This is a genomic window from Sorangium sp. So ce185 (assembly GCF_051526825.1).
GTDB classification, from domain to species: domain Bacteria; phylum Myxococcota_A; class Polyangia; order Polyangiales; family Polyangiaceae; genus Sorangium; species Sorangium cellulosum_D.
The window spans coordinates 1,043,300-1,064,241 of sequence record NZ_CP150316.1; the positions used below are offsets into that span (position 1 = coordinate 1,043,300).

At 74.5% G+C, this 20,942-nt stretch carries 16 protein-coding genes; 9 read left to right on the top strand and 7 right to left on the bottom strand.

Going from position 1 to position 20,942, the window contains the following annotated elements; all coding sequences use genetic code 11:
• The first annotated feature begins 45 nt into the window (after positions 1 to 45).
• From WMF26_RS04010 to WMF26_RS04020, 3 genes are read left to right on the top strand one after another with little or no spacing between them, the layout of a single operon-like run.
• Positions 46 to 1,638, top strand: a complete 1,593-nt coding sequence (locus WMF26_RS04010; RefSeq protein ID WP_061626664.1) for a phytoene desaturase — start codon at positions 46 to 48, stop codon at positions 1,636 to 1,638.
• Complete coding sequence (locus WMF26_RS04015) at positions 1,619 to 2,575, top strand: phytoene/squalene synthase family protein (protein WP_437335881.1); 957 nt, start codon at positions 1,619 to 1,621, stop codon at positions 2,573 to 2,575. Before WMF26_RS04010 ends, WMF26_RS04015 begins: the two co-directional genes overlap by 20 nt.
• Positions 2,572 to 4,035 (top strand): lycopene cyclase, encoded by a 1,464-nt coding sequence (locus tag WMF26_RS04020; RefSeq protein ID WP_437999208.1) that lies wholly within the window; start codon positions 2,572 to 2,574, stop codon positions 4,033 to 4,035. The genes WMF26_RS04015 and WMF26_RS04020 overlap by 4 nt, the downstream gene beginning before the upstream one ends.
• On the opposite strand, the gene WMF26_RS04025 is transcribed toward WMF26_RS04020, so the two are convergent.
• From WMF26_RS04025 to crtD, 3 genes are read right to left on the bottom strand one after another with little or no spacing between them, the layout of a single operon-like run.
• Positions 4,020 to 4,517, bottom strand: a complete 498-nt coding sequence (locus WMF26_RS04025) for a beta-carotene hydroxylase (RefSeq protein WP_437999209.1) — start codon at positions 4,515 to 4,517, stop codon at positions 4,020 to 4,022. The two genes, WMF26_RS04020 and WMF26_RS04025, sit on opposite strands and share 16 nt — an antisense overlap.
• The gene (locus WMF26_RS04030) at positions 4,514 to 5,398 is read right to left on the bottom strand and encodes a carotenoid 1,2-hydratase (RefSeq protein WP_437335884.1); all 885 of its coding nucleotides are present in this window, start codon (positions 5,396 to 5,398) and stop codon (positions 4,514 to 4,516) included. The genes WMF26_RS04025 and WMF26_RS04030 overlap by 4 nt, the downstream gene beginning before the upstream one ends.
• Positions 5,395 to 6,963, bottom strand: coding sequence for a 1-hydroxycarotenoid 3,4-desaturase CrtD (crtD, locus tag WMF26_RS04035; RefSeq protein WP_437999210.1), 1,569 nt, complete (start codon positions 6,961 to 6,963; stop codon positions 5,395 to 5,397). Before crtD ends, WMF26_RS04030 begins: the two co-directional genes overlap by 4 nt.
• Before the next feature lie 101 nt (positions 6,964 to 7,064).
• Between crtD and WMF26_RS04040 the strand changes: the two genes are divergently transcribed.
• The 5 genes from WMF26_RS04040 to WMF26_RS04060 all read left to right on the top strand — a co-directional run bounded on the left by WMF26_RS04040 (position 7,065) and on the right by WMF26_RS04060 (position 14,445).
• Entirely contained in the window at positions 7,065 to 7,973 is a 909-nt protein-coding gene (locus tag WMF26_RS04040; RefSeq protein ID WP_437999211.1) for a polyprenyl synthetase family protein, read from the top strand.
• 510 nt (positions 7,974 to 8,483) lie between these two features.
• Positions 8,484 to 10,250, top strand: a complete 1,767-nt coding sequence (locus WMF26_RS04045; protein ID WP_437999212.1) for an acyl-CoA dehydrogenase family protein — start codon at positions 8,484 to 8,486, stop codon at positions 10,248 to 10,250.
• Positions 10,251 to 10,379: 129 nt separating this feature from the next.
• Positions 10,380 to 11,468, top strand: coding sequence for a MaoC family dehydratase (locus tag WMF26_RS04050; protein ID WP_437999213.1), 1,089 nt, complete (start codon positions 10,380 to 10,382; stop codon positions 11,466 to 11,468).
• A 120-nt stretch (positions 11,469 to 11,588) separates the two neighbouring features.
• Positions 11,589 to 13,709 carry an ATP-binding protein gene (locus tag WMF26_RS04055; protein WP_437999214.1) on the top strand — a complete coding sequence of 707 codons (2,121 nt, stop codon included), beginning with the start codon at positions 11,589 to 11,591 and terminating at the stop codon, positions 13,707 to 13,709.
• A gap of 190 nt (positions 13,710 to 13,899) precedes the next feature.
• Positions 13,900 to 14,445 carry a hypothetical protein gene (locus WMF26_RS04060; protein ID WP_148313296.1) on the top strand — a complete coding sequence of 182 codons (546 nt, stop codon included), beginning with the start codon at positions 13,900 to 13,902 and terminating at the stop codon, positions 14,443 to 14,445.
• A 57-nt stretch (positions 14,446 to 14,502) separates the two neighbouring features.
• Here the strand turns inward: WMF26_RS04060 and WMF26_RS04065 are convergent, their stop codons facing one another.
• Complete coding sequence (locus WMF26_RS04065; RefSeq protein ID WP_061621590.1) at positions 14,503 to 15,960, bottom strand: cyclic nucleotide-binding domain-containing protein; 1,458 nt, start codon at positions 15,958 to 15,960, stop codon at positions 14,503 to 14,505.
• A 195-nt stretch (positions 15,961 to 16,155) separates the two neighbouring features.
• The gene (locus tag WMF26_RS04070; protein ID WP_437999215.1) at positions 16,156 to 17,241 is read right to left on the bottom strand and encodes a pepsin/retropepsin-like aspartic protease family protein; all 1,086 of its coding nucleotides are present in this window, start codon (positions 17,239 to 17,241) and stop codon (positions 16,156 to 16,158) included.
• A 394-nt stretch (positions 17,242 to 17,635) separates the two neighbouring features.
• Here WMF26_RS04070 and WMF26_RS04075 point away from each other — a divergent pair, with 394 nt between their 5' ends.
• On the top strand, positions 17,636 to 18,169 hold the full coding sequence (locus tag WMF26_RS04075) for a DUF2505 family protein (RefSeq protein ID WP_437999216.1): 534 nt from the start codon (positions 17,636 to 17,638) through the stop codon (positions 18,167 to 18,169).
• A gap of 40 nt (positions 18,170 to 18,209) precedes the next feature.
• Here the strand turns inward: WMF26_RS04075 and WMF26_RS04080 are convergent, their stop codons facing one another.
• Both WMF26_RS04080 and WMF26_RS04085 read right to left on the bottom strand, forming a co-directional pair.
• Positions 18,210 to 19,055, bottom strand: coding sequence for a ribokinase (locus WMF26_RS04080; RefSeq protein WP_437999217.1), 846 nt, complete (start codon positions 19,053 to 19,055; stop codon positions 18,210 to 18,212).
• 90 nt (positions 19,056 to 19,145) lie between these two features.
• Positions 19,146 to 20,849 (bottom strand): hypothetical protein, encoded by a 1,704-nt coding sequence (locus WMF26_RS04085; protein ID WP_437999218.1) that lies wholly within the window; start codon positions 20,847 to 20,849, stop codon positions 19,146 to 19,148.
• Between the last annotated feature and the right edge of the window lie 93 nt (positions 20,850 to 20,942).

Below are 20,942 nucleotides of genomic sequence, written 5' to 3' on the forward strand. Positions count from 1 at the left end.
TTTTCGCCTTTGTCAAAGGCTGGGACAAACATTATACTCGCCGCCATGCAAAACACCAGCGCTTCGTCGGCGCAGGAAGAGCGGCCTGGCGCCTCGCCAGGCGAGGACGGGGCTGCACCGGCGCGAGCGCCGCGCGCGGCGGGCCGCCGGGGTCCGAGGCCGCGCGCCGTCGTGATCGGCAGCGGCTTCGGGGGGCTCGCGGCGGCCGTGCGGCTCGGGGTGCGGGGCTACGAGGTCACGGTCGTCGAGAAGCTCGACGCGCCGGGCGGACGCGCGTACGTCCACCGGCAGGACGGCTTCACCTTCGACGCGGGGCCGACCGTCATCACGGCGCCGTTCCTCTTCGAGGAGCTCTGGCAGCTCTGCGGCCGGAAGATGGCCGACGACATCGATCTCAGGCCGGTGACGCCGTTCTACCGGATCCGCTTCCACGACGGCGTGACCTTCGACTACACGGGCGACGCCGCCGCGATGCGCGCCGAGGTCGCGCGCCTGTCACCCGGCGACGTCGCGGGCTACGAGCGCTTCGTCAAGACGAGCGAGGCGATCTTCCGCGTCGGGTTCGAGGAGCTCGCGCACGTGCCGTTCGGGTCGTGGACGGACATGGCGCGCATCGTGCCCGACATGATGCGGCTCGAGAGCTACCGCACGGTCTACGGGCTCGTCGCGAAGCACGTGAAGGACGACCGCCTGCGCCAGGTGTTGAGCTTCCACCCGCTGCTCGTCGGCGGGAACCCGTTCTCGACGACCTCGATCTACAGCCTGATCGCGTTCCTCGAGCGCAACTGGGGCGTGCACTTCCCGATCGGCGGCACGGGCGCCCTCGTGCGCGGGCTCGTGTCCCTCATCGAGGGGCTCGGCGGGTCGGTGCGGTGCGGCGCCGAGGTGCGGCGCATCTCGGTCGAGGGCGGCCGCGCGCGGGGCGTCGAGCTCGCGTCGGGGGAGCGGCTCGCGGCCGACGTCGTGGTCTCGAACGCGGACTCGGCGTGGACGTACCGGCACCTCGTGGCGCCCGAGGCGCGGAGGCGCTGGACCGACCGCCGCATCGAGCGGCAGCGCTACTCGATGAGCCTCTTCGTGTGGTACTTCGGCACGCGCCGGCAGTACCCGGACGTCGCGCACCACACCATCCTCCTCGGCCCGCGGTACAAGCCGCTGCTCGAGGACATCTTCCAGAGGCACGTGCTCGCAGACGACTTCAGCCTGTACCTGCACCGGCCGACCGCCACGGACCCGGCCCTCGCGCCGCCCGGGTGCGACGCGTTCTACGTGCTGTCGCCGGTGCCGAACCTGCTCAGCGGCACGGACTGGCCCGCGACCCAGGAGCGCTACCGGCGCTCGATCGCGGCGCTGCTCGAGGCGACGCTCCTGCCGGGGCTCGAGGGCGCGCTCGCGAGCTCGCGGCTGCTCACGCCGCAGGATTTTCAGGACCGGCTGCTGTCGTTCCGGGGCGCGGCGTTCGGGCCGGAGCCGGTGCTCACGCAGAGCGCCTTCTTCCGGCCCCACAACGCGAGCGAGGACGTCGAGCACCTCTACCTCGTCGGGGCAGGGACGCACCCGGGGGCCGGCCTGCCCGGGGTGCTCTCGTCGGCGCGCGTGCTGGATCGGGTGGTGCCGGATGCATCGACCTTCGGTTGAGGCGTCGGCGGCGGACTTCGCCGCGTGCAGGGCGCTCCTGCGCAAGGGGTCGAAGAGCTTCGCCGCCGCGGCGCTCCTCCTGCCCGCGCGGGTGAGGGAGCCGGCGGCGGCGTTCTACGCGTTCTGCCGCGTCGCCGACGACGCGGTCGACGAGCTCGGCGAGCACGCCCCGCCGTCCGCGGCCGCGGCGGCGGTCGCGGCCCTGCGCGAGCGGCTCGCGCGCGCGGCGATGGGCAACCCCGACGACGGCCCCGTCGACCGGGCGCTCGCCCACGTCATGGCGGCGCACGCGCTGCCGCGCGCGTTCATCGAGGCGCTGCTCGAGGGGTTCGCGTGGGACGCGGAGGGGCGCCGCTACGAGACGCTCTCGGAGCTGAACGCCTACGCGGCGCGCGTGGCGGGCGCCGTGGGCGCGACGATGTCGACGCTCATGGGGGCGCGCGGGCCCGACGCGCTCGCGCGGGCGTGCGATCTGGGCGTCGCCATGCAGCTCACGAACATCGCGCGCGACGTGGGAGAGGACGCCCGGCGCGGGCGGATCTACCTGCCGCTCGCGTGGATGCGGGAGGCCGGGATCGAGCCGGACGCGTGGCTCCTGCGGCCCGCCTTCGACGACCGGCTGGGGCGGATCGTCGCGCGGCTGCTCGACGAGGCGGAGGTGCTCTACCGCCGCGCGGGCGCCGGGATCCCGATGCTGCCGCGCGACTGCCGCGCCGCGATCCAGGCGGCGCGGCTGATCTACGCGGACATCGGGCGCGCCATCGCGCGCCGCGGCTTCGACTCGGTGTCGGCGCGGGCCGTGGTGTCGCCCGGCCGCAAGCTGTGGCTCGTGCTGCAGGCGCTCGTCCGCAGGCCGGTCGCGCCGGCGGAGGAGCGCGAGCACGGCGCGGCCCCGCCGCTCGACGAGGTCCGCTTCCTCCTGGAGGCGGCGCGATGAGCGCCGGGGCGGGCGGCGCGGCGGCGCGGGAGCTCGACGCGGCGCGGGCGCGCGTGCGCGAGGCGGGCGGCGAGGCGCTGCTCGCGCGCCTCGAGCACCTCGACGCGGCGCGGGCCGAGCCCTCGCGGCCGGCGGCGGCGCCGCGGCCGCCGGGCCGGGGCGCCGCCGTCGATTTCGACGTCGTCATCGCGGGCGGCGGGCTGTCGCTCCTGCTCGCGCCGATGCTCGCGTCGGCCGGGCTGCGGGTCGCGGTGCTCGACCGGGCGCGGATCGGCGCGGCGCACCGCGAGTGGAACGCCGGGACGGCCGAGGTGGCCGCGCTCCAGGCGTCGAGGATCTTCGCGCCGGGCGAGGTGGAGCGGCTCGTGATCGCCCGCTACGTCGAGGGGCTGTGCCGCTGGCACGGCGGCGGGACGTACCCGGTGCGCGGCGTGCTCGATCACGCCATCGACGCGGGGGGCCTGCTCGCCGCGGCGCGGGCCCGGGCCGAGGCGCTCGGGGTGACGCTGCTCGACGGGCACGCGCTGCTGGGGCACGCGGAGGGGCCGGACGCGGTCGCGCTCGCGGTGGCCGAGGCGCGGCCGGGCGCCGCGCCGCGCGGCCTGTCCGCGCGGCTCCTCGTCGACGCGCGCGGCGCGGCGAGCCCGTACGCGACCGCGGACCTCGTCTGTCCGACGGTGGGCGGCGTGCTCGCGGGGCTCGCCGAGGGCGACGGCGAGCGGCGGATCCGGCCGGACGTCGGCGAGATCCTCGCCACCACGGAGGACGTCGAGGAGGGCCGGCAGCACCTCTGGGAGGCGTTCCCGGGGCGGCCGGGCGAGACGACGGTCTACCTCTTCTATTACGCGCGCTCCGGGGACGTCGGGCCGGGCGCGCTGCTGTCGCTGTACGCGCGGTTCTTCCGGCTCCTCTCGCGGTACAAGGAGGGCGACGCGCGGCTCGTCCGGCCGACGTTCGGGTTCATCCCCGGCTGGTCGCGGCTGTCGCCCGCGCCGCGCGCGCCGGGGCGGCGGGTGCGGCTCGTGGGGGACGCGGCGGCGCGGCACTCGCCGCTGACGTTCTGCGGCTTCGGCGCGAACGTCCGCGAACTCGCGACCACGGCGGCCGACCTGGCGCGCGCGGTGGCGGACCCGAGCGCGCCGAGCGCGGCGCGCGACGCGCCGGTGCACGCGGGCACGGGCGCGCTCGCGGCCCTCATGGCGAGGCCGGCCGGCGGGGCGAGGGCAGGGGAGATGAACGCGCTCCTCAACACGGCGTTCGCCGTGCTCCACGCGATGGGCGACGACGCCTACGCGGCGCTGCTGCGCGACGAGATGCAACCGGCCGACTTCATTCGCTTTTTGCGGGAGACGGCGGCGCGGCGGCCCGAGGTGTACCGCGAGGTCGTGAGCGCGCTGCCGCTCCGGGCCATCGGCCGCTGGGGCGCGGGGCTCGCGCGGGAGCTCTACCGCGCGCGCTGAGGGGGCGCGTCCTCCGCGGCGCCCGTCGCTGCCCGGCGCGCGAGGACGAGGGGCCCGAGGAACAGGCCGTACGGCGGGCCGCCGGTGCTGTGGTGGACGCGGTGCGCGTCGCGGACGCGCGCGAGGTAGGGGATGCGCGCGAGGCCCGAGACCGGGAGCCGCCGGTGGACGAGGCCGTCGTGGACGAGGACGTACGCGAGGCCGAAGGCGGTCATGCCGAGGCCGAAGCCGAACGCGGCCTCGCGCAGCGGCCCAGGCGCGCCGTCGACGCCGTAGATGATGAGCCCGGCGGCGATCGGGGCGTGGAGGAACGCGAGCGCGTCGTTCTGCTCGAAGGCGCCGCGCCGCTTCGTGTGGTGGGAGCGATGGATGCTCCAGAGGGCGTGATGCCAGACCCTGCCGTGGAGGAGCGCGGCCCACACCTCCATGATCGCGAAGGCGGCGAGCGCCGTGGCGATCCAGATCGCGAGCGAGAGCGTCATCGCGCCCTCCGCATGCGGAACGGCAGGAGGAGCTGCACCCAAGGGCTGACGAAGCGGTCGAGCGAGAGGGCCTCGTGGACGACCGTCGCCGGCTTGCCGCCGAACGTCGCGGCCGCGAGGGAACGCGCGTAGAACGGCGTGTCCTCGTAGGTGCGGAGGAGCCGCGGCGCGGAGCCCGGGTCGGCGGCGATGTCCCGCGCCATGCCCCAGCGCGTGTCGCCGAGCGGCCGCGGGGCGAGCGGCGGGAGCTCGCGCGCGCCGCCCCTCGCGTCGAACGCGGGCGAGAGGAGCATGCGCGTGCCGTCGCGGCGCCGGACGTCGTAGGTGAGGGCGATGCCGTCCGAGCCGACCGCGCGCGACCAGGTCCAGCGCTCGAAGGCGTGGTCGAGCGGCTCGTCGCCGGCGTTCGTGTCGAGGTAGGCGCTGCCGGAGAAGCGCAGCGACGGGTGCGCGAGCTCGACCTCGGCGCGCGCGATCGGCGCGAGCGGCGACCAGCGGTGCCGCCCCCACCGGTCCAGCGCGACCCCGGCGCGCGCGCCCAGCGCCGCGGGCTCGGGCACGGACGGGCGGAGGCGCACCGTCCCGGCGAGGCGCGAGGGGACCGGCGCCGTGACCTCGTCGAAGGCGACGCGGAGCTCGCCCCCGGACCACTCCATCACGCTCGGGCCGATGGCGAGCGACCGCGGCGCCCTGACGACGGCGCCCCGCGGCCGTTCGGTCAGCGCCCAGCGATCGGCGCGCGGGCCGTACAGCGCGACGTTCATCGCGCAGTGCATGAGCGGGTCCGCGGCGCCGCGCGCGCGGGCCCTGGCGTAGTACGGCGAGAAGACGCTCCCGAGCATCGCGATGATCGTGATCGCGCTCCGGCCGTCGTCGCTCACCGCGTCCAGGTACCACCAGGCGTAGCCGCCGCTCGGGATCTCGAGGTCGAAGCGAGGTCCTCCATCACGCTCCGCGCCGCGAGATGGCCGCTCAGCGCCGCCATCGGCACGCCCGCCCCCGGGTGCGCGCTCCCGCCGGCGAAGTACAGGCCCGGGAGCTTCGAGCGCGAGGCCGGGCGCGCGAAGGTGGAGTTCCACCCGTGGGACACCGGCCCGTACAGCGCGCCCCCCGTCGCCGGGAACATGCGCTCGAAGTCCGCCGGCGTCGTCGACACCGGGGAGGGGCTGGTGCTCCTCAGCGAGAGGCCGCACCGCTGCAGTTGCTGGAACACGCGCTGTTCCCATTCGTGGATCTCCGTGGATGAGGGGGTGTGCATATCACCGGTCGCAGGGGCGTTGACGATGAAAAACAGGCGCTCTTCTGTAGGTGCGGGCGCAGGCGCGGTCGCCGCGTCGAGCTCGGGGGACGGCTGGTTCCAGCGGTCCTCGGCGCAGATGTAGATGGTGGGGTCGCGCGGGGTCTCGGCGCGATCGAAGAGGTCGCGGAACTCGGCCTCGTAGTCCCTCGAGAAGAAGACGTTGTGCCGGAGCAGGGGAAAGCCGCTCACCTCGGCGACGAGCGCCAAGGTGCGCGCCGAGAGCGACCGCGGCGCCTCGGCCGGGGCCTTGCGGCCTGCGCGCTGGCCGAAGAGGCCGCTCCGGAGCGCCGCCGGGTCGGCGTTCATCACGATCGCGTCGGCCTCGATGCGCTCGCCGCCCTCGAGCACGACGCCCGTCGCGCGGCCGCGGCCGTCCTCGATGGCGGCGACGTGCGCGCCGCAGCGCAGGGTCGCCCCGGCGCGGGTCGCGGCCGCGGCGAGCGCCTCGGCCACCCGGTACATCCCGCCCTCGGGGGACCAGACGCCCTCGCGCTCCACGTGCGCGATCAAGCTCAGCGTGGCCGGCGCGAGGTATGGCGACGAGCCGCAGTAGGTGGCGTACCGCCCGAACAGCTGGAGCAGGCGCGCATCCGCGAAGAAGTCGGTGAGCGCGCGGTGGAGGGTGCGGTGCCCGTCGATCTTCATCATCCCACCGAGGCCCAAGCTGCCCGCCGTGCTCAGGATCGTCTTGAGCGTGGGCCGCTCCGCGCGCAGGAACGGCGCCTCCACCACGTCGAAGATCTCGCGCGCGTACCGGCAGAACCGGCGGTACCCGTCCGCCTCCCGCGCCCCCGCGAGCGCGCCGATCGCGTCCGCGCTGCGCTCGAGGTCCGCGAAGAGATCGAGCGTCGAGCCGTCCTGCCAGGCGTGGCGCGCGAGCGTCTCGACCGGGCGGAGCGGCACGCAGTCCACGAAGCGGAGCCCGAGCGACGCGAAGATCTCGTCGAAGACCCACCGCATCGTGAGCGTCGTCGGGCCGACGTCGAGGCGGCGATCGCCGATGGCCAGCTCGCGCATCTTTCCGCCGACGCGCGGCGCCCGCTCGAGTAGCACGACGTCGAGCCCGTTCGACGCCAGGAGCGCGGCCGCGGTCAGCCCGCCGATGCCCCCGCCGATCACCACGACGCGATCTCTTGTGTCCACCATGGAGCCGCAGTGTACCCGGCGCGGGTGGTTTGTCTATACTTTGTTTAACTAGTGTTCAAACTATTGACAATCCCTCGATCATCGCCCAAAACTCGGCCGATATGGATTTCGATCGCCGGATCGAGCGCGTCCTTCTAGTCGCCATCGAGTCGCTCTCCTCGCCCGCGTCGCCTCCCGGGCTCCTCGCGGCGACCCACCACGCCGTCTTCCCTGGGGGCGCGCGCATCCGGCCACGGCTCTGCCTGGCCGTCGCCTCGGCGTACGGCGATCCGGCGCCGGAGGTCGCCGACGCGGCGGCGGCGGCGGTCGAGCTCATCCACTGCGCGTCGCTGGTCCATGACGACCTCCCCTGCTTCGACGACGCGCCGATCCGGCGCGGCCAGCCCTCGGTCCACCGGGCCTTCGGCGAGCCGATCGCGGTGCTCGCCGGCGATCAGCTGATCGTGCTCGCCTTCGAGGCGCTGGCGCGCGGCGCCTTCCACGCGGTGGCGAGCGGCGTGTCGGACGCGCGGCGGGCGATCCGGTTCTTCGAGGTGCTCGCGGGCGGCGTCGGGATGCCCCAGGGGATCATCGCCGGGCAGGCGTGGGAGTCGGAGGGGAAGGTCGCGCTGTCGGCGTACCGGCGCGCGAAGACGGGGGCGCTGTTCGAGGCGGCGGCGACGCTGGGCGCGCTCTCGGCGGGCCAGGATGGGGCGGCCTGGCGGGACCTCGGGCAGCGCATCGGCGAGGCGTACCAGGTCGCGGACGACGTGCTCGACCTGATCGGCCAGCCGGAGGACATGGGCAAGCCGGCGGGGCGGGACGAGGCGCTGGGGCGGCCGAACACGGCGCTGGAGCTCGGGCTCTCGGGGACGACGCGGCTGCTCCAGCGGCTCATCCAGGACGCGGTCGAGTCGGTGCCGCAGTGCCCGCGGGCCGACGACGTGCGGTCGTGGGCGGTCGAGCTGGGGGATAGGCTCCTCCGGGCGTGCGCTGTGCGGGCGGCAGTTCCGAACGTGAGCTCGGCGTAGCCGGCCTCGACCGGAGGGCCCACGGCTGTTCAAAGGGGGGCCGTCCGAGGCTTATGGCCGGGCTCCGGACATCAGCCCGTCCGCGCCCGGCGCGACTACACATACCGAGGGGGCCTACGGCTGTTCAAAGGGGGGCCGTCCGAGGCTTATGGCCGGGCTCCAGACATCAGCCCGTCCGCGCCCGGCGCGAACACACACCGAGGGGCCTACGATGGTTTGAAAGAGGGAGCTCGCGGGCCGTCCGAGACTTAGGGGTTGCGGAGGAACAGGGCTGTCTGCGCGTCGCCGGACGGAAGCGAACAACGGGCTTCGGGAAAGGCCTTAATGCGACGTCGATTCGAGACAGAGGGCGTGCGGGCCGGCTCGACGAACGGTGTTTGGAGTGCCATCCTCGGCAGACCTTTCCGCGCCTGCCGCGGCGGGCATGAGCGTGGGGCGGCGCAGAGGGGGTATGCCCTGCGCCTCGTGAAGCAAGGGGTGGGTCGTAGTCCGCGATCGGGGGGATTGGGGATGAGGGCGATTCGGGAGCAGCACGCCACCATCGTTTCTCGCAAGCTCGAGGCCGACAGCCCAGGGGGCATGCGCGAGGCGATCACCTCCGTCGAGCAGCTCGCGCGCGTCGCGCGAGGGCGGCTCCGGGACCGGGTGGTGGACGTCGGGAGCCCGACCAACGCAGGCCTCCGGGGCGCGCCGAGGAGCGCGAGCTTCGTCCGGCCGAGCGCCGCCGTGCCGCTGCACGTGTCGCGCATGCTGCTCGATCGACACCAGCTCGCAGCCCACGCGCTCGCCCACCTCTACGCGGAGATCGAGGCCTGCAGATCGCTCGCCAGCTGGGCGTGCGAGGCGGGCGGCGAGGCCAGGGCCGTCGCCGAGGCGCACGCCGGAGCGCTGCTGCTCTCGCTGCGCGGAGGCGTCGACCTGGGAGGCGGAGAGATCGCGCCGCTCGGCGAGCTCGAGCTCCGCGACGACGAGGTCGCCAAGGCGATCGGGCACCCCGCGGTCACGGCGTGGGCGCGCGACGCGGGGTCGGGCGCGGCCGTGGCGGCGCTCGCGCGCACGGCCGCGGAGCAAGGGATCCCCGGCTGCGGCGGCGCCGAGGACGAGCGCGTCGGCTGGATACGGCACAACATGCGCGACTTCGTGGAGCGCCTCGTCGAGCCGCTCGCCCCGGAGATCCACCGGCGCAACGGGCTCATCCCGGAGTCGATCGTCCGCCGCATGGGGGAGTTCGGGGTGTTCCGGCTGGCCACCGCGCCGGAGCACGGCGGCGATGGGCTCGGCGCGGCCGCCATGGCCGCCGCCGTCGAGGAGCTCGCGCGCGGGTCGCTCGGCTTCGGCGTGCTCACCATGACCGCCTCCATCGCGGCGGATCTCCTCGCCCGATCCGGCACGGACCTCCAGCGCAGGACCTGGCTGCCGCGCATCGCGGGCGGCGAGGCGCGCTGCGCCCTCGCGCTCTCGGAGCCCGCCTACGGGTCGGACCTCGCGCGCGTCGCCACGCGCGCCGAGCGCCAGGCCGACGGCAGCTACCTCATCACCGGCAAGAAGACCTGGGTCACCGGCGCGTCGCGCGCCGACCTCGTGCTCACCCTCGCGAGGACGACGGCGCCCGGCGGACAGGGGCAGCAGCCGCTCGGGCCGAGCCTCTTCGCCATCGCCAAGCGGCGCGGCGCGCCCGGCGCCGACTTCCCGGACGCGGGGATCGCCGGGGCCGAGCTGCGGGCGCTCGGGCAGCGCGGCATGGGCCACTACGAGCTCCGGATCGATGGGCTCCAGGTGGGCCGCGAGGCGCTGCTCGGCGAGCGCGAGGGCGAGGGCATCGCCCAGGTCCAGCGGTCGCTCGCGATCGGCCGCGTCTACGCGGCGGCGTGCGGCGTGGGCGTGGCGCAGGCCGCGCTGGAGCTCGCGCTCGAGCGGGCCAGGACGCGCGTGCAGTTCGGGTCGCAGCTCATCTCCTTCCCGCGCGTGGCGCACCGGATCGGCGGGCTCATCGCCCGCGTCGCGGCCGCGCGCCAGCTCACGCGCGCCGCGGCGCAGGCCGCGGACACGGGGCAGCCGTGCGAGCTCACGTCCGCCATGGCGAAGCTGTTCTCGAGCCGCGCCGCGTGGGACGCGGCCGACGCCTGCATGCAGATCCACGGGGCGAACGGCTATGCCGAGAGCTCGGTCCCGGCGCGGCTCCTGCTCGACGCGCGCAGCCTCGCGTTCCACCTCGGCACGCGCGAGGTGCTCGCGCAGGGCATCGCGCGCGCCCTGCTCGAAGGATCGCTGCCCTGAGCGGGCCCGCGCCGGCGCGGAGGAGCGCGCGGGCGCACGCGGCCGTGGGCGCCCGCGCCCCGCCGGGCCAGCGCGCGCGGGCGGCGCCGTCGTCAGCGGTGCGCGCCTGTGCCATGATCGCGCGGACCGATGGTCCGCGTCCGCTCTCCCCGCTACGGCCGCAAGCTCGACGATTTCACGGTCGGCGCGGTGTACGCCCACCCCTGGGACGTCACCGTCGACGAGGGGATGCTCGCGCTCTTCGCGGCCTCGTTCCAGGACGCGATCCCGACCTACTCGAGCCGCGTCGCCGCCCGCGCGGTGGGGCTCAGGGACAGGCCGGTGAGCCCGCTGCTGCTCCTCAACCTCGGGATCTCCTTCAGCGTCCACGATGTGAGCGAGCAGGCGATCGCGCACCTCGCGTACATCGACGTGCGGTTCCCGGAGGCCTGCTACCCAGGGGACACGCTGCGCGCGAGCTCGATGGTCATCGGCAAGAAGCCGGTGTCGACGGGCGACAAGGGCGTCGTGCACGTCCGGACGCAGGTGGTGAACCAGGACGGGCAGCTCGTCTGCTCGTTCGAGCGCAAGGCGCTCGTGCCCCCCGGCCGCGTCGCGGAGCGCCCCGCGGACGCGCCGCACGCGGTCGTGCAGCCGGACGAGCCCCCGGGGCGCCTGCCGAGAGAGCTCGGCGGCCCGCTCGCGCCGCCGGCGCGCCACGGCGGCTTCGCCTGCTCCTGGGAAGACTTCGAGGTGGGCGACGTGCTCACCCACGAGGTCGGCCGGACGGTCGGCGACAGCGAGCACATGCAGCTCGCGACCCTCCTGCGCAACTCCCACCCGCTGCACCTCGACGAGCAGTACTGCAGGGCGAGCTCCTTCGCGAAGACGCGCGTCGTCCACGGCGGGCTCGTGCTGTCGTGGGTGCTCGCGCTCTCGAGCCGGGACACGGCCGGGTGCGGCGTGTGGGACCTCGGCCTCGACGACGGCGCCCACCCGAGCGGCGTCCTCGCGGGCGACACGCTCTTCGCCGCGTCCAAGGTGATCGCCCGGGAAGAGGCCGGCGCGGGCGCGGGGAGCGTCACGTTCCGGATCGTCGGCGTGAAGAACACGCCGCCGCGCGCGCTGCTCGAGCAGGGGGCCGATCTGTTCACCCCCGAGCTCGGCAAGGCCGACGGCAGGGTCAAGGAAAAGGTCGTGGAGATCACGCGAACGCTGCTCGTGCGGCGAAGGGGCTAGGCGCGCTCGCGCGCCGCGACCGCGGGGCGCGCCGCAGAAGAGGGATCCCCCGCGGGGCGCGCCGCGGCATACAATGCGCGTCATGAGCACCGGCGCTCCGCGACGAGGGACAGAACGGCCATGAGCGCGGCTGCGAGCCGTGAGCTCGACGCGCTCCGCGCGCGCGTCGCCGAGCTGGAGCAGGCGCTGTCCCGCGCCGAGGCGTCACGCCAGCGCGGCTCCAGCCCGGACCGGCCCGCGGAGCCGGGCAGCGCGCGGGGCGCCGTCGCCATCGGGTCGGAGGCGCAGCTCGACGAGGCCGAGCAGGCGGCCCAGATGGGCAACTGGCTCTGGGATATCGGCTCGAACCACGTCACGTGGTCGCGGCAGCTGTTCCGGATCCTGGGCTGCGATCCCGCGACGGACAAGCCGTCGACGGAGGCGTTTCTCGCGGCCGTCCACCCCGACGACCGGGAGCAGATGCGCGCCGGCCTGGAGCTGGCGATCGAGACCGGCGAGGGAACGGGCGCGAGCGCGTTCCGCGTGCGCCACCGGGACGGCGCGGTGCGGGAGTGCCTCCTGAGCAGCCTGCCCGTCGTCGAGGGGGCGGGCCCGCCCACCCGGTTCTTCGGCGCGGTCGTCGACCTCACCGAGCGCCGCCGCGCCGAGCAGGAGCTCCGCCGCAGCGAGCGCATGCTCAACGAGGCGCAGCGCATCGCGCACGTGGGCAGCTGGTCCTACGACCTCGCGTCGCGGACCGTCCGCTGGTCCGAGGAGCTCTTCCACATCCTCGGCGTCGACCCGTCGGTGCGCCCGACGTTCGAGCTCTTCGCGAGCCTCATCCACCCGGAGGACCGCCACCGCGTCTTCGGCGGCGCGGAGAGCGCGTCGCCGCTCGGCATCGCGAGCCCCGTCGAGTGCCGCGTCGTGCGCCCGTCGACCGGGGAGCTGCGGCACGTGCAGATGGCGGCGCAGCTGCTCACGGACGACGCCGGGGCGATCACGGGGCTCGTCGGCACGAGCCTCGACATCACCGAGCGCCGGCGCCTCGAAGAGCAGCTCCTGCACAGCCAGAAGCTCGAGGCGATCGGGCGCCTCGCCGGCGGGGTCGCGCACGACTTCAACAACATGCTCACCGCGATCTTCGGGCACAGGGAGCTCGCGGTGCGCAAGGTGCCGCCGTCGTCGCCCGTGGTCGATCACCTCACGCAGATCGGCACCGCCGCGGAGCGCGCCGCGGCGCTCACGCGGCAGCTGCTCGCGTTCGCGCGCAAGCAGCTCATCCAGCCGACCGTGGTCGACCCGAACGCGCTCATCCTCGGCGTCGAGCCGCTCCTCCGCCCGCTCGTCGGCGAGGACGTGGAGCTCGCCGTGCTGCCGGGGAGCGAGATCTGGGCGATCCACATCGATCGCGGCCAGTTCGAGCAGCTGCTCATGAACCTCGCCGTGAACGCGCGCGACGCGATGCCCGCCGGGGGGCGCCTGACCATCGAGACCGCGAACACGACGATCGAGGCGGGCGACGCGGCGTCGAGGCCCGAGATCGAGCCCGGCGACTACGTGGAGCTCACGGTCACGGACACCGGGCAGGGCATCGACGACGCCATCCGGCACTACGTGTTCGAGCCGTTCTTCACGACGAAGGAGCCGGGCAAGGGGTCGGGGCTCGGGCTCGCGACGTGCCACGGCATCGTGAAGCAGCACGGCGGCCACATCTGGTTCTCGAGCGCCCCCGGCCAGGGGACGCGCTTCACGATCTGCTTCCCGCGCGTGCGCGGCGCGCCGTCCGAGCAGCCCGCGAGGGCGCCCTGCGCCGTCTCGGGGGGCGGGGAGACGGTGCTCGTCGTGGAGGACGAGGCGCAGGTGCGCGACCTCTGCGTCACCGCGCTGCGCTCGTTCGGCTACTCGGTCCTCGCGGCGCGGAACGGCAAGGAGGCGGTCGCGCTCGCGGCCACGTACGCGGGCGCCATCCACCTGCTCGTGAGCGACGTGGTCCTGCCCGACGCGCGCGGCCCCGCGCTCGCGGCGGCGCTCGCCCGCGCGCGCGCGCCGCTGCCCGTCCTGTACGCGTCGGGCTACACCGAGGACTCCCTCTTCCCGGGCGATCTGCTCGACGGGTCCGTCCACTTCCTCTCCAAGCCGTACACGCCCACGCAGCTCGCGAAGGCGGTGCGCGCCGTGCTCGACGCGTCCGCGCAGGCGCGGCGGGCGAAGGGCCCGGGCGACGCGCCGCCGCCGGCGGCCGCCGAGCGCCTGCAGTGAGCGCGCGCGCGCGGACACACGCGCACACACGCCGGAGCGGCGGCGCCGGAGGGCGCCGCGTGTGCGCGCGTGTGTCCGCGCGCGCGCCGCGACGCGCTCCGGCGCCACCGCTCCGCGCTGGCCCGAGCGGCCGGGGAGCATCTATCCTGGACGGGCGGCCGTCTCGATGAAGATCCGGGGCTCAGCGCTCATGCATACGAGGACCTACCTGCAGACGCGGTGGGGGAGCCAGGCCATGTCGGTCCTCGACGCCAAGCTGCCCGCCGCCGCCCGCGCGGTCTTCTCCTCGCCCGATCTCGTGGCGCACAGCTGGTACCCTGTCGCGGTCTGGAACGCCATCGCGGACGAGATCTCGAGGTGGCCCAACAAGACCGGTGTCATCCGCGATCTCGCGGCCTACGTCGCCGAGCAGGACCTGACGCTGGCGCACAAGGTGCTCATCAAGCTCGGCACGCCCGCGCTCGTCATGCGGCAGGCCGGCGTGATGTGGGGCATGTATTTCAACGGGGGCCGGCTCGCCCCGCTCGCGGAGGGCGAGCGGTTCTTCCGCCTGATCCTCTACCTCGGCGTCGATCCTCAGTCCGATCCGGGGCGCCAGATCTGCAGAGACGCCGTGCCGGCGTGGCAGGAGAACGCGCTCCGGCTCTCGGGCGCGCGGGGCGGGCAGAGCCTCCACACGAGGTGCCGTTTCGAGGGACACCCCACCTGCGAGTACGAGGTGCGCTGGCTCCGCTGAGGCCGCGGCGGCGCGGGCGCGCCGCCGCGCGAGGCGCGCTGCGCCGCCGCGGGCGCGTCACGTCTTGGTGCAGAACGCGAACAGGTTGACCTGCGCCTCCTCGGCGCGCACCTCGACGGGGGTGCTGCCGAACTTGGAGCGGGTGAACAGCGTCTTGAGATCATCGGCGCTGCGATGGATGAGCTCCCACTCGAGGACGTGGTCCATGAAGGCCTTGCTCGGGTTGTTCACCCCGAAGTTGCCCACGACCGCGATGCCCCCGGGGAGGAGCTTGTCGTGCATGCAGTTGAGGAGGCTCACGACGAGGTCGTCGCGGAGGTAGTCGGTGAGCCCGATGCTGTAGATCATGTGCTGGGGCTTGAGCACCGTCCTGCCGCGGCCGTGGGCGAGCCGCACCACGTTGTCCTGGGCGAAGCTGAAGCGGTCCATGACGCCGAGCTCCTCGGCGATGCCGGCGGCGTAGGCGAGGGCCTGGTTGTCGATATCGATGCACGTCGCCTTGATGTCGGGCGGCTCGCCCCCCTCGGCGAAGAGGTCGAACAGCTCGCGGGCGGGGCCGCTCGCCAGGCTGGTCACGAGGACCTGGCCGGGCCCGTGGACGCGGCAGGCCTCCCGGAGCGCGCGGCTCAGCACGCCGCGCCTGTTCTTGACGGCGCGGCAGGCCTCGAGCTCGAGCCCCCAATGGTCGATGAAGCGGCCGAGGCGGCCGTCGCCCGCGGGCTCGTCGTTGTACATCATCTCGATCGTATAGAAATCGCCCGCGTAGCCGCGCGGCTTCGTGTAGCAGCGGTCGACGGTGCGGCTCAGCATGAAGAGCGAGAAGGTCTCGCGGAAGACGTAGGCGCCGATGCCCTTCTCGAGGTGGCGCTCGCGCTCGATGTGCTCGCGCAGCGCGGACACGATCGTCTGGCACGCGGCGCTCACCTTCTCCTGGATCTCCGCCTCGGGGTGCTTGGCCTCCTTGACCATCCTGTCGGCGATCATCATCTCGAACTTGAACTGTTCGACCGTGTCGATGAGCTTCGGAGGGATGTTGTTGGTGCCGGCCTGGCCCGTCCTCGCCGCGTGAAAGCGGTTGACCTGGGGCACGTCCTCGACGAGGAGCGGGGGGAGCATCGCGGTGTTCTCGCGGAGGCGCTGGGCGAGCATGATCGCGAGCGACTGGTAGAAGCGCGCCGCGAGGCCGGGGACGGAGGCAAGCAGCGAGTGGACATACGGGCCCTCGATCACGTCGAGGGTGCACTCCTCGCGGGCGACGACGGAGGCGCTCGCGGCGGCGCTCTCGAGGAACGACATCTCGCCGAAGATCGCGCCGGGGCCGAGCTGGCGGAGGGCCACGCCGCGCCCGAGGTGGGCGACCTCGACGCCGACCAGGCCGCTGCGCACGATGAAGATGCCCTGCCTGCGCGAGCCCTCCTCGAGGATCTGCTCGCCCGGTCGGTAGGTGACGCAGGTCGACTTCTCCAGCAGCAGCCGCTCGTCATCCTGGGTCAAGAACTCGAAACCTGTCGACATGATGCCTCCCGACCACCGCGCGACGCCTCCGCGCCGCGGCGAGCTGGATCCCTCCCCCGCCGCGGCGACCGGACGTCCACGCGTGCGCCTCTTCTACCACGACGCATCGCGACCTCGCTGGGGCATGGCGCGCCCCTCGGCGGCTCGGCCCCGGCCAGGGCCGCGGCCCTCAACGCGCCAGCGCGCGCGCTCCGCTCACCGCGGGGCGCAGGCCGCGAGGCCGCCGTCCTCGGCGAGCAGCAGCACACAGCTGCGGAGCACATCCATGCCGGCAAATCCGTCCGACGGGCAGGCCCCCCGCCGCTCGCCGGGCAAGAGATCGAGTTCCGCGGCGGCGTCGAACCCCGCCAGGTGGAGGCGAGCGCCTGACAGCACGGGAACGGTGTGCTTGCCGGAGGCGGCGTAGGCGCTCCGGCCGCCGGCCGCCCGGTGCGACAGCCGCCTCCCCGCGGGCGAGGCGGCGAAGAGGGAGGTCTGCGACGCGCCCGAGTCGACCTTCAGCGTCACGGCGATCCCGTCGACCGTCGCCGCGGCGGTGATCTCGTGGCCCTGGTTCGGGCCGCCGCAGTGGCCGAGCTCCGCGACCGCGGCCTCGCCGAACCGCGCCCGGAGCGCGCGGGCGGCCTCGTCGCGGGGCGCCTCGATCATCCGGCCCTCGCGCAGGTCGAGCACGACCGCGCGGCCCGGCCCCGCCAGCGCCTGCGGCGCGAGGACGCCGCCGATCCCGAGCCGCTGCAGCGCGTCGGGGACGGGCACGACGAGCAGCGCGGGCGCGTCCACCGAGCCCCACCCGGCGAGCGCGATGGTCGCGCGCTCGATGCGGGAGACCGGCAGGGGCCTGCCCGCGTGATCGACCGCGACGTCGCCGGCCGTCGAGAGCGGCAGCGCGAGCTCGTCGGCCAGCCAGCGGGCGAGCACGTGGTGGGAGGCGCCGGTGTCGACGAGCAGCGCGGTCGGCTGGCCGGCGACGACGGCATCGATGAGCGGCGAGGGGAACGGGCGTTCGTTGAGCTCGAACTGGAGGCTCGCGCGGCGCCCCCCGGCGCTCGCCGGCGCCGGCGCCGCCGGGCGAGCCGGCTCCGCGGGCGAAGGCCCGCCGGCGGCGCCTCCGGCCGGCGCCGCGCTGTGCGCCGAGGCCGGCGCCGCGCCGTGGGCCGAGGCCGGCGCCGCGCGGACCGCGGCGGGCTCGGCGCAGCCGGATGCCGCGAGCGCGCCTGCGGCGAGGGAGAGGGAGATCGAGAGCGCGAGGGCGGCACCCCCACGAGCGCGCTTCACCCGCATCACCAGCGCTCGACCTGCCGCGGTGAAGGGCGGCGCCGGGCCTCGCCGCGCTCGCCTCTCCTCGCAGAGCTCGCAGAGGAGGAGAGCCTCTCTCGCATCATCATCAATCCATCATTGGCCGGCGCCCGACCTCGGTCAAGCGGCCTCTACCGATGAGCCCGGAGCGCCGCGCCGCTGAGCGCAGGCGGCCTTGAGATGTGTCGCCAGCAGAAACCGCACCTCGGCGGATCGACGGCGTGCCCTCGTGTCCTCTGCCTCTCTCGCGGCGCGCGGGCATCCGCGCGCACGCGGCGTCCGCGCGCGGGCGGCGTCAAAACATCTGCGCCGAGCTTCCTCGCGCCGGTTGTCAGTCGGCTCGTCCGGCTCCAAGGTGTGCGCAGGAGAGGGAAAACGCATGATCCACATCGAGGCGAGGCACGTGATCCGCTGCGACGAGGACACCTTCTGGGAGCTGTTCTTCAGCGGTGAGGTCAACGAACAGATGTACCGCGACGTCCTCAAATTCCCCTCGTTCGAGGTGCTGGAGCAGCGGGAGGACGAGCGCACGCGGGTGCGCAAGGCGGTCGGGCAGCCCCGTATCCACGCGCTGCCCGCCGCCATTCAATCGATGCTCGGGCCGAACTTCCGCTACGTCGAGGAGAGCGTCTTCGACAAGGCCGCGCGGACGTGGAGCTGGACCATGGCGCCGAGCCTGCTCTCCGATCGGCTGCGCAACTCGGGCACCTTGCGGGTCGAGCCGTCGGGCCCCGGCCAGGTGACGCGCGTGGCGAGGGCGACGATCGAGGCGAAGATCTTCGGGTTCGGCAGGATGCTCGAGGGCATCATGGAGAAGGAGATGCGCGCGGGCTGGGACGACAGCGCGGCGTTCCTGAATCGATGGATCGCGGAGCACCCGGCCCGGGCGGAGGCGAGCGTTCATCCGGCGTGAGGGGGGCGCCCCCCGCCGGGAAGGTCGGGCGGAGCGGCGATCACGGGCCCGGAGAGGCGCCGAGGCGGCGCTCCACCTCGGCGCGGGTCGGATAGGAGGGCTGGCACCCCTCGCGCTCGACCGAGATGCCCGCCGCCGCGATCGCGAGGCGCAGCGCGGCCTCGATGGCCATCCCGGCGGCGAGCCCGCCGGCGAGCACGCCCGCGAGCGCGTCCCCTGCGCCGGTCGTGTCGACGGCGCGCGCGGGGAGGGCGGGGAGCTCCTCGCCCGAGGGCAGCAGCACGGCGCCGCGGGCGCCGCGGGTGAGCACCACGCGTTCCGGCAGGTGGCCTCGCAGCGCCTCGTGCTCGAGCTCGTTGACCACGGCGAGATCGAACCGGCCGACGAGCGCGGGGTCGATGGCGTTGACGGGCGATGGATTGCAGATCGACAGCGCGCCGTCCGCCCGCGCGGCCGACAGCACGCCGGCGATGGCCTCGGCCGGGATCTCGCCCTGGCACAGCCAGACGGAGGCCCCGCACGGCGCGGGCGGCGCGACGAGCGCGTTGGCGCCGGGGATCGCGAGGATCTGGTTCTCCCCGGCGTCGTCGACGCAGATGAGGGCCACGCCGGTCGTCGCGCCGCGGTGGATCGCCACGGCGGAGAGGTCCACGCCGTCGGTGGCGAGCGCGGCGGCGCAGAGCTCGCCGTGGGCGTCGTCGCCGCGCGCGCCCGCGAGCCGCACGCGGGCGCCGGAGCGCGCCGCCGCGACCGCCTGGTTCGCGCCCTTGCCGCCCGGCGCGACGAGGAAGCGGCGGCCCAGCACCGACTCGCCCGGGCGCGGCAGCCGCGGGCCGTAACCGAGGAGATCGGCGGTGATCGAGCCGCAGATCGCGAGCAACCCCATGTCCGCCGCATACCACGAACGCGGCGGCGCGGCGCGGCGCGGCGGCGCGGGGCGGGCCCTTGCGCCGATGAGGCGACCGATCGCTCGAGATCAGCCGCCGAGCGCGCCGCTGGAGCCCAGCGCGAGCCCGAGGGCGAGCAGCGTCGTGCGGCCGAGCAGCCATGCGAGCGCGCGCAGCGGCCATTTCGTCTGGCGCGCCGCCTCGCTCCGCGTGCCCTCGCCGAGCTCGTGCTCCGCCTTGCCGGCGCGCGAGAGCCGGTGTCTCCGGGCCCTCTCCATTCGCTTCTGCGTCGACTCGCTGGCGAGCTGCGCCGGCGCGCGCGCCTTGGGCCGCGGGCAGATCTCGGCGTCGAAGAGCAAGGCGCCGTCTGGGGCGTAGCGGCGCGCGCCCGAGCCGTTCTCGAAGAGCCAGACGCCGTCGTCGGCGGCGAGGAGCACGGAGTCGCGCCACACGCGATCGGCCGGGCCGTCGAGGCAGGTGCGGAGCTCCTCGTCCCCGGGCCGGGCCACCCAGAGGCGGCGGTGGTTGAGCACGCCGACGAGCCCGCTCCGGCTGACCGAGAACGAGAGCCCGTCGAGCGAGCCGTCCTTCGGATTGACAAGGAACGTCCTGAGCCCGCCGCGCGGATCGACCACGTCGAGCCGCACCCCGCGGTGGCGGGAGAGGACGCCGAGCCCGCCGCCGGGCAGGCGCCGGATGACCTTCACGCCGCGCCGGCCGAGGACCGCTCCGGGGAGCGCGGCGGCGTCGCCGTGCACCACGGCGAGGCGTCCCCTGTCGATCCGCAGGTGGAGGCCGAGGGCGCGCGCCTCCCGCCCGTGGAGCGACGCGATCATCGCGTCGCTCGTCGCATGTTTTCCGAGCGAGGCGCCCGTCCTGCCGTCGAGCACCTCGTGCCCTTCTCGGGAGGAATAGAGGACGATGCGCTCGCCGTCGGACGCGAGGCCGAGCGCCTGCTTGCCGAGCCTGCCGGGGACGCGCTCGCGCCGGAGCCACCGCACCCGGAGGTCCGGGTCGAGCGCCATGACGACGCGCTCGTGCACCTCGTCGAGGCTCCGCCGCGGCCCGGTCCACTCTCCGCTGGAGAGCGAGAGCAGGACGAACCCTCCGTCGTCGAGCGGAGCGACCCTGGGCGCCTCTCGCCAGTCGAAGAGCCCTTCTTGCACGGGCGCGGCGTGCCCGCTGATCGGGGCGAACCGCCCGGACGCGATGAGCCACGTTATCGGCGCGCGGTCACGGGGTCGTCGCGAGGATGTTTCGGAAACGTGCGGGGCCGCGGCGCAGCGCTCGCAGCCCTCCGCGGGAGCGCTGGAGTCGCGCGCGTCGCCGCAAAGGGCGCAAGGCGACGGATCGAGCCCTGGGGCGTCCGGGCGCTCGTCCGGGGGCGCGATTTCGGGCTCCTCTCCGACGAGGACCGCCTCGGGATCGAGCCCGGCGATCGGGATGTCCGCCGGCCAGCGGCGGCGGGCGTGCTGCGCCCCGCAGCTCGAGCACGAGAGGGGGGTGAGCGCGCTCGAATCCACGGCGAGCGGCGTCCGGCAAGAGCGGCACGCGGGCTTCGACCGAGAAAATTCGAGTGACAGCGACATTTCCTGCACGCGCTGCACCTCGCCTGGCAGCAGGCGCGGAGCGCGGTAGAGCGGCTCGCGTAGCATGCGATGCCACACGCGGTTGGCGATCTCGGTGAACGTGCCGCACCCCGAGCAGAAGATCTTCGTGTCGACCCGGTTGATGGGCAGCATCGCCTGGCAATACTGGCACCGCCCCCGCATCGTTACGCACAGCGCTTCCACGGCAGCGTCCTCGCTTCCCGCCTTCGTCCCGCGCGACACGCCCGAGGACGGTGAATGATAAAAGCGACATCGGTGACGAGATGTCAAGTCACA

What these genes read in the sequence shown, in the direction of transcription:
- WMF26_RS04025 (WP_437999209.1), bottom strand. Translation starts at nt 4,517, where the DNA reads ATGACGCTCTCGCTCGCGATCTGGATCGCCACGGCGCTCGCCGCCTTC.
- WMF26_RS04020 (WP_437999208.1), top strand. Translation starts at nt 2,572, where the DNA reads ATGAGCGCCGGGGCGGGCGGCGCGGCGGCGCGGGAGCTCGACGCGGCG.
- WMF26_RS04010 (WP_061626664.1), top strand. Translation starts at nt 46, where the DNA reads ATGCAAAACACCAGCGCTTCGTCGGCGCAGGAAGAGCGGCCTGGCGCC.
- WMF26_RS04045 (WP_437999212.1), top strand. Translation starts at nt 8,484, where the DNA reads ATGAGGGCGATTCGGGAGCAGCACGCCACCATCGTTTCTCGCAAGCTC.
- WMF26_RS04065 (WP_061621590.1), bottom strand. Translation starts at nt 15,960, where the DNA reads ATGTCGACAGGTTTCGAGTTCTTGACCCAGGATGACGAGCGGCTGCTG.
- WMF26_RS04080 (WP_437999217.1), bottom strand. Translation starts at nt 19,055, where the DNA reads ATGGGGTTGCTCGCGATCTGCGGCTCGATCACCGCCGATCTCCTCGGT.
- WMF26_RS04070 (WP_437999215.1), bottom strand. Translation starts at nt 17,241, where the DNA reads ATGCGGGTGAAGCGCGCTCGTGGGGGTGCCGCCCTCGCGCTCTCGATC.
- WMF26_RS04015 (WP_437335881.1), top strand. Translation starts at nt 1,619, where the DNA reads ATGCATCGACCTTCGGTTGAGGCGTCGGCGGCGGACTTCGCCGCGTGC.
- WMF26_RS04040 (WP_437999211.1), top strand. Translation starts at nt 7,065, where the DNA reads ATGGATTTCGATCGCCGGATCGAGCGCGTCCTTCTAGTCGCCATCGAG.
- WMF26_RS04060 (WP_148313296.1), top strand. Translation starts at nt 13,900, where the DNA reads ATGCATACGAGGACCTACCTGCAGACGCGGTGGGGGAGCCAGGCCATG.
- WMF26_RS04075 (WP_437999216.1), top strand. Translation starts at nt 17,636, where the DNA reads ATGATCCACATCGAGGCGAGGCACGTGATCCGCTGCGACGAGGACACC.
- WMF26_RS04055 (WP_437999214.1), top strand. Translation starts at nt 11,589, where the DNA reads ATGAGCGCGGCTGCGAGCCGTGAGCTCGACGCGCTCCGCGCGCGCGTC.
- crtD (WP_437999210.1), bottom strand. Translation starts at nt 6,963, where the DNA reads ATGGTGGACACAAGAGATCGCGTCGTGGTGATCGGCGGGGGCATCGGC.
- WMF26_RS04050 (WP_437999213.1), top strand. Translation starts at nt 10,380, where the DNA reads ATGGTCCGCGTCCGCTCTCCCCGCTACGGCCGCAAGCTCGACGATTTC.